A 15,264-nucleotide genomic window follows, 5' to 3' on the forward strand; every position below is an offset into this window, starting at 1 on the left:
CTTTAACTCAAAAATGGCATTTATTATGTTGATTAATGCAAGTATTTATCAGAAATTTACCACTTATTTTAAATGAAGCTATGTCAGAGATATATCAAGCTGAAGATATCCGCCAATTGACGGAAAAAGTAAAGGAAAAAAACTACTTATTTTCTCTTCTGAGACAGGAAATCAACAAGGTTATTATTGGACAGGAATACATGATAGACCGTCTTTTGATAGGACTTTTGGGAAACGGTCACGTTCTTTTGGAAGGGGTGCCCGGGCTGGCTAAAACCTTAGCGATAAAAACACTTGCAGATGCTGTGCATGGAGAGTTTTCAAGGATTCAGTTTACACCGGATTTACTTCCTGCAGACGTAGTGGGAACTATGATCTATAATATCAAAGACAACGACTTTTCTATAAAAAAAGGACCTGTATTTGCCAACTTTGTATTGGCGGATGAGATCAACCGTGCGCCGGCAAAAGTGCAGTCAGCCCTTCTGGAAGTAATGCAGGAAAAACAGGTGACGATTGGTGATGAAACCATGAAGCTTCCAAAACCATTCCTTGTATTGGCAACACAAAACCCGATTGATCAGGAAGGAACTTATCTGTTGCCTGAAGCACAGAGCGATCGTTTTATGCTGAAGTGTACCATAGACTATCCTTCTTTTGAAGACGAAAGACAGGTGATGAGAATGGTTTCAACGTCACATCAGCCAACAGTGAATCCAGTGATTTCCCTTCAGGACATTGTAGACGCTAAAGAATTGATCAACCAGATTTATCTGGATGAAAAAATTGAAAAATATATCCTGGATATGGTGTTTGCAACCCGTTATCCGGAAAACTACGGTCTCTCTGAACTTAAAAATTATATTAGTTTCGGAGCTTCCCCAAGAGCATCCATTAACCTTGCTATTGCTTCAAGAGCATATGCGTTCTTAAAAGGAAGAGCATTTGTCATTCCGGAAGATGTAAAAGCACTGGCAAAAGATGTATTAAGACACAGAATGGGCTTAACATTTGAAGCAGAAGCAGAAGAGATTTCAACAGAAGAAATTATCAATAGAATTTTAGCAAAAATACAGGCGCCATAATGAGTGATGTGATCATAAGAAAAGCAGTTGTGGAGGATTGTGCTTCCATGCTGAACCTAATCAAAGAACTGGCAGAATATGAAAAAGCGTTGCATGAAGTAACAGTGACGCTGGATGAATTTATTCAGGATGGTTTTGGTTCTTCTCCTGTTTGGGGAGCTTTTGTTGCGGAATATAATGCTGAGATTGTTGGAATATCGTTGTATTACGACAGATATTCGACATGGAAAGGAAGAAGGCTGTATCTTGAAGATCTTGTAGTAACGGAAAGGTTGAGAGGAAAGCAGATCGGAAAGAAATTATTTGATGCCACATTGGAGCATGGAAAATCAAATAACTATAGTGGAATGGTATTTCAGGTATTGAACTGGAATGAGCCAGCCATCAATTTTTATAAAAAATACAATACAAAGTTTGATAATGAGTGGTCGAATGTTTCTATTGAGTTAAAAGATTAACCCAAAAACCATATTTCACATTAAACATTAAACTTTGAATTTTAAACCTTGAACTCGTTTATGCAGATAAAAGATATTGTAAAAAAAGTAAAGCAGATTGAAATCCGTACCAGAAAAAAGACGGAAGCTGCTTTAATGGGGCAATATCACAGTGCCTTCAAAGGGCAGGGAATGACTTTTTCGGAAGTACGCCCCTATCAGTTTGGAGATGAGATCAGAAGAATAGACTGGAATAAAACCGCCCGTTTCCGTGAGCCGTTTGTAAAAGTAATGGAAGAAGAAAGAGAATTGACGATGATGATTCTCGTTGATATTTCCGCTTCCATGGATTATGGTACGAAGGTCCAGTTGAAAAGAGAATATGTAGCTGAAATTGCAGCAAGTTTAGGATTTTCGGCAGCCGGAAATAATGATAAAGTAGGATTGATCCTGTTTGCAGATAAAGTATACAAGGTAATCCCTCCTCAAAAAGGAAGAAAACACATTCTATCCATTATCAGTAATATTCTGACTGCAGATTATGTTCCCGCAGAGTCTAAAATAGATAAGGCTATGGAATATATGATGGGTATTTTTAAAAGAAAATCGCTGGTTTTTCTGTTCTCAGATTTTGAAGATGAATATGATTCTAAAATGTTGAGAGTAGCTTCAAAGAAACATCAACTGCTGGGAATGAGGATTTATGATGAAAAGGATAATGAAATTCCTGACGTAGGATATGCCCGTCTGCTTGATGTGGAAACCGGAAAAGAAATATGGGCCAATACTTCCAGCACAAGATGGCGGTATACCTTTGCGGAAGCGCAAAAACAAAAGTTGAGAACGCTGGAAGAAGACTTTACCAACAGCTCTGCCAGTTTTATGAATATTAATACCGGCTCAGATTATTCAAAATTATTGTATAATTACTTTCAGAAAAAATAACACCGGGCTTTGCTCGTACTAAAAAACATGAGGCGTTTTGCCTTTATTATTTTAACATTGAGAAAAATACTTTTAATATTATCTTTTCTGATCTGTGCAAATGCTTTTTCACAGATATTATCCTCTAACGTAGAAAAGAAAACCCTTGCTCTGGGAGAAACCAATCATATTACCATAAAGATTGATAATCTTAATGAACAGCAGGTAACTTCGGCACCCAAAAATGAGCTTCTCCCGTTTCATTTTGAAGAAACTAAAGACAGTATAGGGCAGAATGCCAATACCTATGAGAGAAAGATAGAATTTGCAGTTTTTGAGGAAGGAAAATTTACCATTCCGGAACTGGAATTCAAAGTGGGAGATAAAATCCTTAAAACAATTCCTTACGAAATAGATGTCATTAATACAGCTCAAAAAGCAGATCAGATTAATGATATCATGAATAATAAGCAGGTGAAACTTGAAGCGAAAGATTATTGGGAACTTTATAAGTTTTATATCCTTGCAGCATTGGCCGGTATTGCACTGGTTATTGCTATTATTATGTTCGTAAAATGGGGTAGAAAATCAAAGAATTCTCCAGTAGTAGCAACCAATCAGACGTTGAAAGAACTGGACTCTCTTAAAAAGAAAAAATATATTGAAGGAGGAAATTTCCGCTCGTTTTATGTGGAACTGATCGATATTTCCAGAACCTTCATTACGAAACAATACCACCTTCCGGCAGATGTACTTCTTACTGATGATCTTATTGATGTTATGAAAAAAAATAATACCATCTCGCAGGATAACGAAAAAATAGTAGAGGATGTATTCCTTAGAGGTGATCTGGTAAAATTTGCCAAAACATTCCCTGATCAGGAAACAATGGAAAGAGATTTTGCCAATATCAGGGATTTTGTGAAAAGATCATCCAAAGATTTAGAATTCGAAAATTTAAGAAAGGATGTTTAATTTTGAGTTTTACAGTCCGTGGTTCTTATTGCTTTTTCTATTGTTTATCCCACTTTTCATTAAAGATGCAGGGAGAGGCAAAAGAAAAGGTATAAAAGTTCCTACCATAAAAAATATGGATCACAGCGGAGGGATTCAGGGGGTACTTTTTTTACTGAAAATTTCAAAGTATATCATTCTTTCGGCTTTGATCATTGCTATGGCCAGACCGAGAACATTCACGGTTTCACAGGACAGAGATGATACAAAGGGAGTGGATATAATGTTATCTATTGATGTTTCTTTAAGTATGCTCGCGAAGGATCTTAGTCCGGACAGAATTACAGCGTTGAAAGATATTGCTGTAAAATTTGTCCAGAAACGTCCTAATGACAGGATAGGTGTAGTAGCATATGCAGCAGAAGCCTTTACTAAAGTTCCGGTTACTTCAGACCATCAGGTTGTTATAGATGAAATTAAAAACCTTAATTCTGCAGGTCTTGAACCGGGAACAGCAATCGGGGAAGGACTTTCCGTTGCAGTGAATCATTTGATTAAAAGTAAAGCCAAAAGTAAAGTAGTGATCCTGATGACGGATGGAGTGAGCAATATTCAGAATGCAATTCCTCCACAGTTAGCCGCAGAATTGGCAAAAAATAATAATATAAAGGTATATTCAATCGGAATAGGAACCAATGGTTATGCTCTGATGCCAACATCACAGGACATCTTTGGAGACCTTATCTTTACTGAAACAGAGGTTGCTATCGATGAAAATACCTTAAGAGAAATTGCACAGACTACGGGAGGAAAGTATTTCAGAGCTACCTCAAACAGCAGTCTTGAAGAAGTATATGATGAGATTAATCAACTGGAAAAGTCTGATGTGAAAGTTTCCAAGCTGTACAATTATGAAGAATATTTTAAGATATTTCTGTGGATTGCTTTAGGAATGTTGTTGTTGGACGCACTGTTGAGATGGGTGTTTTATAAAATTTTAAGCTGATGAGTTGGTCTTTAGGAAATTATTGGTATTTATTTTTACTGTTGCTTCTGCCGCTGTTAGCTTCTTTTTTGATCCGTTTTTTAAAATGGAGAAGCCAGAAAAGAGAAATTTTTGCTGCCAGCCAGTTTCACGAAAACTTATTCGAAAAAAGATCAGGATTTACAAAGTTTTTCCCTGCACTATATTTATTGGGAACCTTATTTCTGATATTCTCTATCATCGACCTGCTGAACGGTTCAGAAGAGGTGAAGAGCACCCAGAAACTGAATAATGTGATCTTTATGCTGGATGTATCCAATTCTATGAATGCCGAAGATATAGATCCAAGCCGTCTTACAGAAGCCAAGAATCTGATGCTGGCTACCATGAAGAAAATGAATAATGACAAGGTTGGGATTGTTATTTTTGCCGGAAATGCAATGTCTATCATGCCTCTGACAACGGATTATAATTCTGCAGAAACCTATATCAGCGGTATTGAAACAAGCTCTATGCAGATTCAGGGAACGGATTTTCTGAAAGCAATGCAGGTTGCTGCTGAAAAATTTAAAAATGTAAGCAAAGGATCCAGAAAAGTAATTCTTCTGAGTGATGGAGAAGATAATGAAGGAAATGATAATGCTGCCATCAGATTAGCTAATAAAGAAGGAATAAGCATTACTTCTGTAGGAGTAGGTACGGATGAAGGCGCTCCGGTTCCGGAGTATGTTTTTGGACAGCTTATGGGCTACAAGACTGATGTAAACGGAGGAACAGTGATCTCAAAGAGACAGACGGAAGCTTTAAAGAAAATGGCCGGATCTACGGACGGAACTTATATTGATGGTAATAATATCAATGAAGCTCCGGACAGAATTGTAGATGCTGTCAATAAAAAGTCTGCAGGGGCTGAAACCTTGGTGAAATCACAGAATGCCAATCATTATTATCAATATTTCCTTGCGGTATCTATTCTGTTTTTCTTTTTAATTTATATTTTTAATCCTAAAAAAGATTTTAATGTGTAGATTTCCCTTATTTATAGAAGAAATTCTACAAGTACTTTAACCGAATTTTAACAAATAAAACTCTGTTTCTTAACATATAAAGGAATAATTTTGCAAGTGATGAATACTAAAATCATATTTTTATCGTTTATTGTTGCTATCTCGTTCTCAGGCTTCCTGTTTGGGCAGGAAAGCTATAAGAATTTAGTGTATGAAGGCAATCAGAAATTTGACGGTAAAGATTATGACGGAGCCTCCTCAAAATACATGGAAGCGATGAAATCCAATGATAAAGATTTTACCGCTCACTATAATATGGGGAATGCATTGTATAAAAGTAAAAAATACGAAGATGCAAAGGCCGAATTTGAAAAAGCGGAAAAACTTTCACAAACACTTCCTGATAAGGCTGCAGCCCTTCATAATTTAGGGAATGCTTATATGCAGATGAACCAGCCGGAAAAAGCTGCTGATTATTATAAAAAAGCCCTGAAACAGGATCCTTACAGTGAGGTAACCAGAAAGAACTATGAGATTGCCAAACTGAAAGAGAAAGAAAAACAACAGCAAAAAAAAGAACAAAATAATTCAGGAAAAGGCGGCGGCGGAGATGATCAGAACAAAGGTGATGATCAGAAAGGCGATAAAGACAAAAAACAGGATCAGGGTAACGGCCCACAAAACGAAGGTAAAAGTGACCAGGGTGACAATCCTAAGCAGAATCAAAATAATGAAGGCAGAATGCCAAAGAATCTTGAAAATGCGATCTTAGATAAAATCAACGAAAAAGAAAAAGAAACCGCCAGAAGAATTTTAAACAAAAATTCTTATTCGATGCCTGAAAGCAACGAGAAAGATTGGTGATGCAGCAAAAATTGATTTACATATTGCTTACTCTAGCATCCGTAATTACTTACGGACAGGTAAATCTTTCTATGGATGCAGATAAATCTGAATATGCCGGTAAGGATATTATCAATCTGACCATTGTTCTTGAACTTAACGGAAGTGATCTCGTACAGCAGACAGGTTTTCAGCTTCCGGATCTTTCAAAATTTAATATCATAGGAAGCGGATCCGTTACCAATACTGTTATTGATCCAGCTACCAATACTTTAATTACCCAAAAAGTTTCCAGAATTGCCCTTGAGCCTAAGAAAAAAGGGAAAATAAAAATCGGATCTGTTCTGGTTACCGTAAACAACAGAATTTACAAAACAGAACCTTTTGATGTCAGCATCCGCGATATTGTTGACAAAAGATCACTGGCTGCCAATACCTCCAATGATGTTTTTCTGAACATGGAGATTGAGGACAGGGATGTGTATCAGGATCAGCCCACAGTAGCTGTTCTGAGAGTGTATTCTAGAAATATGGATAACCTGAGAAAGGTGAAAAATATCCATCTTCCGCAGCAGGATAATATCAATGTGCATCCTATCAATTTTGATAAGTCTGAGATTGATCCGTCCGGATATGCAAACATGCCTTCACAGGTACTGGCCATGTTTATGGTATTTCCGAATGAAGCAGGCTATGTGGAAGTTCCCGGAGTATCGGCTTCTGTAAGTACTTATTCCAATAAAACTAAAATTGTTTCCAATAAAGTAAAAATTAACGTAAGAAAACTTCCTGAGGGAGCTCCTGAATGCTTTAAAAACGCTGTTGGAAACTTTAATGTCAACGTATATAACGCTTCCAAAGAAAAACCGGAAGCTAAAAAGCCTCTGAATGTGGTAGTAAAAGTTTCAGGAGAAGGTAACTTGTCGGATATGGAACTTCCTAAAATTGCCGCTTCTCCGGATTATGAAATTTTTGCTCCGAAGATTATCTCTAACGTTGCTCCGGGAACTGCAGGAATGAAAGGGGAGATTCTGGCTAATTATGTGATTATCCCTAAAAAATCAGGTGCCATTTCCATTAAAACAGAACAATTCGCTTTCTTTGATCCTGCCAGTAAAGAATATGTAGATCTTGGACAGAAGACCTTGGATCTGAATGCCTTCTCTCACGATCAGATTATGGAGGCCCGTTCTACTGTAGAAAAGGTAAATGAATACACCAATAACCTTCTGGAGACCGTAAATACTCCGGTGTTAAAAACAACTTCATTTAAAGTAAAAGAAAAAAGTAAATTCCACTGGAATATTCTTCTCATCAATATTGCTATTCTGATAAGCTTATTTGTGGCGTATATGCTATTTAAAAATTGGCAAAAAAAACGTACATTAGTTAGGGAAACTGTACCGTCAAAACCTTTAGGTTCAGTGGCTGAAACAGAAAAAGAGATCAGAGAATTGATGAAAACGGATGTGAATGATTATTTCGGATATCTGGAAAACCTTAAAGATAATGGTGAGTATGAAAAGTTCTTTGTAACGCTGGAAGAATTGGATGAAGAAGTAAGAAGTCAGTATTTCCAAGGCTCTGCTTCCGAGTTTAAGACTTTTCTTGAAAAGCACAAAGGTTCTTCAGTTGCAGAAGAATACAGCAAACTGCAGCAGAAAGTTCAGATTGAAAAATACCATCCTGTGAAATCTGCTGAAGCTCTTGAAGAACTTTTGAAAACAATTGTTAATTTATATTCACAAATTAGCAAATAATCAGTTTATTTTCATATTTTTGCGAAATTATTAATTACAAAGAGATGGAAATTTTTGATGGTTTCTCTTTTAAAGAGATCGTTACCAGCTTTATGGTTCTTTTTGCCGTTATCGATATCATCGGCTCAGTTCCTATTATAGTAAGCCTTCAGCAGAAGTTTGGACAGATTGAAGCTGGAAAGGCAGCCGTTACTGCGGGAGCTATTATGATTGTTTTCCTGTTCGTAGGAAATAAGATCCTTAAACTTATTGGTGTTGATGTAAATTCCTTCGCCATTGCCGGAGCTTTTGTGATTTTTGTCATAGCCCTGGAAATGATTTTGGGAATTGAAATCAATAAAACCACCGAGGCAAAGGCTGCATCTATTGTACCCATCGCATTTCCACTGGTTGCCGGAGCTGGAACCTTAACAACTGCCCTGTCTCTTAGAGCTGAATTTCATGATATTAATATTATTTGCGGAATTATTCTTAATACAATTTTCGTATATTTGGTGCTGAAATCAGCGAAATGGCTGGAGAAGAAAATTGGGGATGCTACTTTGATGATCCTTCAGAAAGTTTTCGGAATTATCCTTTTGGCAATTTCAATTAAATTATTCACCGCAAATTTTGCTCAACTGGTGCAGAATTATATTAATTTTTAAGAGTCATGAAGAAGTTTTATAAAGTATTTTTAGTACTGTTTATTGTATTCATCACCATCAATCTTTATGCTATCAACTGGCAGGCAACTGATATTCTAGGAGATGAAGATAACATTAGGTTCGCATTCTCAGCCGGAGCTGCAGCAATAGGCCTTATCCTGCTTTTTGTTATGGATACTTGGAGCAGAATCGGTGTAAAGAAATAAATTGAATATTTCATTATAGATATAGCCTCTTTCTTTTTGAAGGAGGTTTTTGTTTTTTGTTAGGTAAGAGGTGTTAGGTAAGAGGTGTTAGGTAAGAGGTGTTAGGTAGCAGGGAATAGGAATTAGGGAATAGATTTGCTATCAATATACATATCTACTTTTCCTATTCAATACGAGCGGGCTTTAGCCCGTTCAAAAAAAGATAAGAGATCAATTGGTTTTAGCCAAAACTTATGAATACAACGCAAAGCTCACAAAGGTTTTATTCATAGCTTTAAAATCGTTCGCAAAAGCTTTGCCACTGAGCAAAGAAAATAGATACAACTATTTGTGTAAGTCTAACAGCATCAATCCATATATTACATAAATAATTGATCTGATTAATTCAGTAGGAACGGGCTTTAGCCCGTTTAAATAGAGTATAAAATTCAATAGGCTTTAGCCAAAACCTACATTATTGAGCAAAGCTTGCAGAAAGATGATAAATGGCTTTAAAAACCGGTTCGCAAAGGCGTTGCCACTGAGCAAAGAAAAATGAGCGTAAACACTTCTGAAAATCTGTGAAATGTGTTGGGAAATTCTCACATATAAAAAAAAATCTTTTAAGAAATAACCAGGTTTTTCAATATGGCTTCAGACTTCAGTTCTGTTTCTCTCCATTCCTTTTCCGGGTCACTTTGAGCTGTTATTCCTCCTCCTACAAAAACATGTACAGCATCTTTATAAAGTCTGGCACAGCGCAGATTGACAAAGTATAAAATACTATCTTCTGTTTCAACTTTTATATAACCGGCATAGAATTCGCGGGGAAATTTTTCGTATTTACGGATATTTTCGTTGCAAAAATCTTTTGGAATCCCACAGACAGCGGGAGTAGGGTGCAGATCCTGAATAATGCTGTCCAGATCTTCAGGTTTTATGCTGGTTTTAAAATCGGTTCGTAAATGTTTGATATTACCGGAAATATGGTCATAGGTTTCCGATTGTTGTACCGTGTCTGAATAGTTTTTAAGGATATCCTGAATGTAAGTCGTAACCGGCTTCTGTTCTTCAATTTCTTTTTCAGACCATTCCTCAGATACAGGAAGAGTTCCGGCAAGAGCCATGGTTTCAAACTCGTGAGTCCTTTTATTAAACTTTCCTAATACTTCAGAGAAAGCACCCATCCAGGCATTTTGTCCGTCATTAAACAAGTACCTGAAAGCATTGGGATAGGATTCACATAGATTTTTAAAGCTCTCTTTATAATTGATGAGTGTAAAGTCTGTAAAGATCTTTCTTCTGGAGTAAACAAGCTTTGGAAGATTATGATCTTTAATCACCTCAATCACTTCCTGTAGTGTTTTGCAGTATTCTTCTTTAGTTTTGGCAGGAGAATTTGTAGAATCATTGGTTAGGTCTTCATTTGTAATTGAAGTATGGGAAAATTCTACAGAATTAATTTCAAAAATATCTCCGCTGAAGCTAATTTGATCTAAGCCATTATAGGAAAAAAAGCTGACTGCATTCTTTGAGTTTTTTTCATCAGCAGACAGAAGTCTTTCATCGAAAGGAAGTTTGAAATAAATCATGAGTTATGAAGGATTTTGAAAATCATCAGCGGGAAATAATACAGGAAATTCCCAGGTTGATTTTCCTTTCTGCAAAGGTATTATTAGTCTCAAAGATGTCAAAATAAAAAGAACTTAAATTTATTTTAAGCTCTTTATTTTTTATATGCTGTTACAACTTATCTGTGAATAATATTATTTGTCATGGTTGTATGGTTGATCAAAACACCCTTTTCATCACGGATTTCAATTTCAGAAACATGCATTGTTTTGCCTTTTCTGATAAAACGTGCTGTAGCCGTTACAATACCCTCTTTTTTGCTTCTTAAATGGTTAGAATTGATATTGGTTCCCACTCCGTAATATTTTTCGCCATCGATAAAAATATTAGACAGGCTTGAACCCAAAGTCTCAGCTAAAACACAGCTCGCCCCTCCATGCATGATTCCAAACGGCTGGTGGGTTCTTGGAAGAACAGGCATTGTTGCGGTAAGGGTTTCATTTTCGAGATCAATATCGATGAATTTTATTTCAAGTGTCTTGGCAAGAGTTACATCTCCCCAGTTATTGATGAATGCTAATATTTCTTCTTTTGTCTGACCTTTCATTTTTATAATTGATAATTAATTTTGCCTCTTGCCTCTAACTCTGTTCGGTTCCCATAATATTGGGATTCCAGTTTTCCGGAACTTTAGGAACGATATCGTTTTTCACGTAATAGTCCTGAATTTCCTGCATAATTTCTGAAAAAGGTACTGATGCTATCCTTTCGTAAGGGATTGTATAGCCCAGGTAAACAATGTTTCTTTTAAAATCACCTGCTGCCAGCACAATAGGAACTTTTGCAGCCAAGGCCATATGATAGAATCCTTTTCTCCATTTCGGAACCCAGCTTCTGGTTCCTTCCGGAGTGATAACAAGGCTGAAATCTTCTTTGGAAAACTGGTTGGCTACGAAGTTTACAAGATCGTTTTTCTGGCTTCTGTCTATACCAATACCTCCAAGTCCTTTTACGATACTTCCATACCAGGCCTTGGTGTGTCCATCTTTAATGATAATTTTCAGAGGTTTTTCCAAAGACCAATAGGCGAAATTTCCTAAAATGTATTCCATATTATGAGTATGTGGTGCTACCACAAGGATACACCTGTTGAGATTGTTGACATCGCCCTGTAGAACGACTTTCCAACCTAATACTTTTAACATTGCTTTGCCTAACAGCTTTTTCATAGATTTCTTGAATTAAAAACAAAAAAGTATAACCAAACTTTGGTTATACTTTACAAATATATTGAAATATTATTGCTCTTAAAACAAACCGCTAATTAAATCTACGATTTTCATTACGAATTCCATTGCAAATTGTATCATGATGAAGCTGTGTTTTTGGTTGATTGGTTATTAAATTTTAGCTTTACGAAATTAAACCTTTTTTTTCACATAAGAAACTAAATAGCGTTTTATTTTCACTTTTCTGAGAGAAGAAGGGTGTGAATTTCAAACGGTTGCCATCCACTCACACCTTCTACCACTCTCTGAAGTTAATTATTTAGTTTGTATGGAAATTTCGTTTTTTCCGTCTTTGATTTTGATGTCCATATCTTTATTTGATTTTTTGATATTGGATACTGCAGAATCAATAACTTTCTTTGCCTGGTTGTTCGGAACCTTTTTTCCATTTACGATGATACTGTCCTTATCATCAGAGTTGTACTCAATACTGGAACCGTTTACTGTGATTTTATTTTTTTCAATTCTTACATTGTTGTTGTCTTCATCCTGGTCCTGATCTTCATCATTGATACCGTCTCCGTCTAAATCTCCATACATGTTAATATGGTCTTTTTTCATGGATATAACCACTGTTTTTTGCGGAACTACAAGTTCATAATCCAGTCTGTAATCTCTGAATCTGTGCTCATAAGGATACTTTATATAGTTTGGAAGAAGAACTTTATTGTTTACCACTTCTACAGGAACAGTCAGCTGGATTGGGAAATTATAGCCTTTTCCTTCTTTTTTAATGATCAGATATGGTGTTTTGATATCTGGTTTTCTTGTTACATCTACAGACACATAGTCTTCTTCGTAAACAGATCTTTTATCAGAATAAATATCATTGTTATAGGCTTTAAAGTTCTGAGGAATGTTGATTTGTTTTACATCTACATACACTGTATCTGAAGTAGTGTTGATGGCTACGTTTTCTACATCTTCCTTGTTTCCTTTGTAAATCATGTCTTTTTTAGCCATGCTGATTCCGAAATAAGTTCCAAGTCCGATCAAAAGAAGGAATAAACCACCTACAACCCATCCGATATTTCTCAGTTTTGTTTTCGGAGAGAAGATCTTGATGCTTAATAAGCTGAAAAGGATTGCCGGAATTAAGCTTCCGATCACCATCATCGCAGCCAGTACTTTATCAAGTCCCTGGTCATCCATGTAGAATCTGATTTCATTAGCTCCGGGGAAATCTGTATCCATTCCGAAAAGTCCGAATAATACAAATACTCCAATAATACTTCCTACAGCCATTAATACAAAGAATCCTCCTACGATATACTTGAATACATTCCAGATTCCGCTGCTTGCATTGTTGATATAAGGTTTGTTTTCTGTATAGATTTCTCCGACCCTCTGAGTAGATTCATTGGCAAATTGTACCAATTTATTAGACTCATTCTTAAGATTGTCGAAGTTCATAGGCTTTCCCTGCATTTTCAGGAAATCTGCTGCGGTTTCAGCTTTTGGAAGTACGATCCAAAGGATTACATATAAAAGACCTATTAATGAAGAGGAAATTGCTGCGGTAAAAATTCCTAATACGAAGATTCCCAGCCAGATTGCTCTCATGGTAGTAATATCCATTCCTACATATTGAGCTAAACCTGCACAAACCCCTGCTACTTTTTGTTTTTCCGGATCACGGAACAGTTGTTTTTTATCTGTATAACCGGTTCCTGAATTATTTTTTCTGGTAGATGTTTTTTCAGAAAAATAAGCCTCTTCCTGTTCTTCGATTTTTTCAGGGCTTCCGATTTGTGCGATTACCTTTTCTACATCGGTATCGTTAATCACTTCACGTTTTCCTAAAGAATCTTTGAAAATCTCCACCATTCTTATTTCTATGTCATGCATTACCTCATCTGCTTCTGAAGCTTCAAGTGAGCTTCTCAGTGCATTCAGGTAATCGCTGAGCTTTATATATGCGTGTTCTTCTATGGTAAAAGAAAAACCTGCGAGTCCTATTGAGAGTGTCTTGTTCATAGCTTTGTTTTTTAATTTTGTTGGGTGATTTGGTTTACTGAGGCTGTCAGCTCATTCCATGTATTTTGAAGTTCATCCAGGAAAAGTTTTCCTTTTTCTGTGATCTGATAATATTTTCTGGGTGGTCCTCCTGTAGATTCTTCCCATCTGTAAGAGAGAAACTCTCCGTTTTTAAGTCTTGTAAGAAGAGGGTAGAGGGTTCCTTCCACTACATCCAGTTTTCCTTTTTTCAGTTCGTCAATAAGATCGGAAACATACATTTCGCGGTTATTGATGAGACTTAGAATACAGAATTCCAGAATTCCTTTTCGCATTTGCGCTTTGGTATTTTCGGTATTCATCTTTGATAAGTTTTGTTAATTAGTTATATAATTTTCGAAGTTCGGAACCTAGCTAGTTGTACCTATTTCGATTTTACATTACAAAGATATGTAAATAAAATGGTATTATGCAATACAAAGTAGTGTAATTTTTAAAATAAATCATTTAAAGTATTGAAAATCAATATAATAATTTTTGTCGTCAATTTTGAGTAAAACGAATTTTACAAGAAAATGTCTGAAAATATTTAAATTTTTAAATAGAATTTTGAAAATTGGAGAGAAAAAATGATCTTTTATCACTTATCACTTATCACTTATCACTTATCACTTATCATTTATCACTCATTACTCATATCATAGCCCCGATAGCAGTGGTTACCCCGCAGCAGCAAAGGCATCGTAGAGAAGCGAGGAGTATGAACGGATAGCGGGAAACAGCTTCTCAGAAATAAATAAACTTCTATTTCAAAGGATTTAGTTGTTTCAAACTCGGGGAGATAATGACTTCTGAATTTTGAGATCGGCCTTAAGATTCGTATTTTTGTTAGGAAAAAAACACCTAAATCATTTACTATTACCATGAATTTATTCAATAAGTATAAGCATTTACCGACTTTTGTTTTACTAGGACCTGCCTGTTTTGGACAGTATCAGTTTGAAGTTAAAAATGCATCGAAGAGTTATGATGCAATCATCCAGGTGGAGAATTGCTATGATGGACAATGCAGCGGAAAAGGAACTGTAGAATTGTACAATCATAAAAATACAAAGGTACAGACTTTTATATCTGATCATCTTGTGCTGAATCTGAATCAGGGCGAAAAGCTAATACCGGGAAAAATGCTTCCGTTAAAGAATGAACAAAGCCCTGTGATCATTGATGATTTTAATTTTGATGGAACAGAGGATATAGCAGTAAGGAATGGGAATATGGGAAATTACAGTTCTGCCTCTTATGATGTATACGTATTCAACAGTACAAGAATGGCTTTTGTGAAGAGTAAGGAGCTTACGGAGCTTGCTTCCAATTCCTTTGATATTTTCGAGGTTGATGCTAAACGTAAACGCCTTATTACTTTTGGGAAATCAGGATGCTGTGATCTTTTTACGACAGAATATGCTGTAATTCCGAATAAGGGACTTGATAAGGTCTTTGAAAAAGAGGAAGATATGACCGTTTAAGGGCGCGTGAAAGTAACCACTAAAGAAAAGCTTAATAATAAATGGATTACCAAAATAAAGGTATATCCTTCAGATCAATATAACAGAAATAAGA

16 protein-coding genes are annotated in these 15,264 nt (G+C 36.1%); 11 read left to right on the forward strand and 5 right to left on the reverse strand.

Going from position 1 to position 15,264, the window contains the following annotated elements; genetic code table 11:
* Positions 1-80: 80 nt before the first annotated feature.
* From JOE44_RS23660 to JOE44_RS23705, 10 genes are all read left to right on the forward strand, one after another.
* Positions 81-1,085: a MoxR family ATPase gene (locus JOE44_RS23660; protein ID WP_209788338.1), complete on the forward strand. Its 1,005-nt coding sequence runs from the start codon at positions 81-83 to the stop codon at positions 1,083-1,085.
* Positions 1,085-1,543, forward strand: coding sequence for a GNAT family N-acetyltransferase (locus JOE44_RS23665; protein WP_209788339.1), 459 nt, complete (start codon positions 1,085-1,087; stop codon positions 1,541-1,543). Before JOE44_RS23660 ends, JOE44_RS23665 begins: the two co-directional genes overlap by 1 nt.
* Before the next feature lie 60 nt (positions 1,544-1,603).
* Positions 1,604-2,467, forward strand: coding sequence for a DUF58 domain-containing protein (locus tag JOE44_RS23670; RefSeq protein ID WP_209788343.1), 864 nt, complete (start codon positions 1,604-1,606; stop codon positions 2,465-2,467).
* A gap of 57 nt (positions 2,468-2,524) precedes the next feature.
* The gene (locus JOE44_RS23675; RefSeq protein ID WP_105681794.1) at positions 2,525-3,421 is read left to right on the forward strand and encodes a BatD family protein; all 897 of its coding nucleotides are present in this window, start codon (positions 2,525-2,527) and stop codon (positions 3,419-3,421) included.
* Positions 3,414-4,406 carry a VWA domain-containing protein gene (locus JOE44_RS23680; RefSeq protein ID WP_209788345.1) on the forward strand — a complete coding sequence of 331 codons (993 nt, stop codon included), beginning with the start codon at positions 3,414-3,416 and terminating at the stop codon, positions 4,404-4,406. Before JOE44_RS23675 ends, JOE44_RS23680 begins: the two co-directional genes overlap by 8 nt.
* On the forward strand, positions 4,406-5,413 hold the full coding sequence (locus JOE44_RS23685; RefSeq protein ID WP_209788350.1) for a VWA domain-containing protein: 1,008 nt from the start codon (positions 4,406-4,408) through the stop codon (positions 5,411-5,413). The genes JOE44_RS23680 and JOE44_RS23685 overlap by 1 nt, the downstream gene beginning before the upstream one ends.
* A 99-nt stretch (positions 5,414-5,512) precedes the next feature.
* Positions 5,513-6,256, forward strand: coding sequence for a tetratricopeptide repeat protein (locus JOE44_RS23690; RefSeq protein ID WP_209788353.1), 744 nt, complete (start codon positions 5,513-5,515; stop codon positions 6,254-6,256).
* Between the two features lie 23 nt (positions 6,257-6,279).
* Positions 6,280-7,995, forward strand: a complete 1,716-nt coding sequence (locus tag JOE44_RS23695) for a BatD family protein (protein ID WP_245169850.1) — start codon at positions 6,280-6,282, stop codon at positions 7,993-7,995.
* Between the two features lie 44 nt (positions 7,996-8,039).
* Positions 8,040-8,642, forward strand: a complete 603-nt coding sequence (locus JOE44_RS23700) for a MarC family protein (RefSeq protein WP_209788359.1) — start codon at positions 8,040-8,042, stop codon at positions 8,640-8,642.
* A 5-nt stretch (positions 8,643-8,647) separates the two neighbouring features.
* The gene (locus tag JOE44_RS23705; protein ID WP_047434073.1) at positions 8,648-8,848 is read left to right on the forward strand and encodes a hypothetical protein; all 201 of its coding nucleotides are present in this window, start codon (positions 8,648-8,650) and stop codon (positions 8,846-8,848) included.
* Positions 8,849-9,450: 602 nt separating this feature from the next.
* Here JOE44_RS23705 and JOE44_RS23710 read toward each other — a convergent pair.
* The 5 genes from JOE44_RS23710 to JOE44_RS23730 all read right to left on the reverse strand — a co-directional run bounded on the left by JOE44_RS23710 (position 9,451) and on the right by JOE44_RS23730 (position 14,006).
* The gene (locus JOE44_RS23710; RefSeq protein ID WP_209788362.1) at positions 9,451-10,419 is read right to left on the reverse strand and encodes a chorismate-binding protein; all 969 of its coding nucleotides are present in this window, start codon (positions 10,417-10,419) and stop codon (positions 9,451-9,453) included.
* A 158-nt stretch (positions 10,420-10,577) separates the two neighbouring features.
* Positions 10,578-11,006 carry a hotdog fold thioesterase gene (locus JOE44_RS23715; RefSeq protein WP_209788365.1) on the reverse strand — a complete coding sequence of 143 codons (429 nt, stop codon included), beginning with the start codon at positions 11,004-11,006 and terminating at the stop codon, positions 10,578-10,580.
* Positions 11,007-11,040: 34 nt separating this feature from the next.
* Positions 11,041-11,628, reverse strand: coding sequence for a 1-acyl-sn-glycerol-3-phosphate acyltransferase (locus JOE44_RS23720; protein WP_209788367.1), 588 nt, complete (start codon positions 11,626-11,628; stop codon positions 11,041-11,043).
* A 315-nt stretch (positions 11,629-11,943) separates the two neighbouring features.
* The gene (locus JOE44_RS23725; RefSeq protein WP_209788369.1) at positions 11,944-13,665 is read right to left on the reverse strand and encodes a PspC domain-containing protein; all 1,722 of its coding nucleotides are present in this window, start codon (positions 13,663-13,665) and stop codon (positions 11,944-11,946) included.
* Between the two features lie 11 nt (positions 13,666-13,676).
* Positions 13,677-14,006, reverse strand: a complete 330-nt coding sequence (locus JOE44_RS23730) for a PadR family transcriptional regulator (protein ID WP_103234940.1) — start codon at positions 14,004-14,006, stop codon at positions 13,677-13,679.
* A 561-nt stretch (positions 14,007-14,567) separates the two neighbouring features.
* Between JOE44_RS23730 and JOE44_RS23735 the strand changes: the two genes are divergently transcribed.
* Complete coding sequence (locus JOE44_RS23735; RefSeq protein WP_209788372.1) at positions 14,568-15,170, forward strand: hypothetical protein; 603 nt, start codon at positions 14,568-14,570, stop codon at positions 15,168-15,170.
* Positions 15,171-15,264: the final 94 nt, after the last annotated feature.

Origin of the sequence: Chryseobacterium sp. PvR013, from assembly GCF_017833095.1 — a bacterium.
GTDB lineage: Bacteria > Bacteroidota > Bacteroidia > Flavobacteriales > Weeksellaceae > Chryseobacterium > Chryseobacterium culicis_A.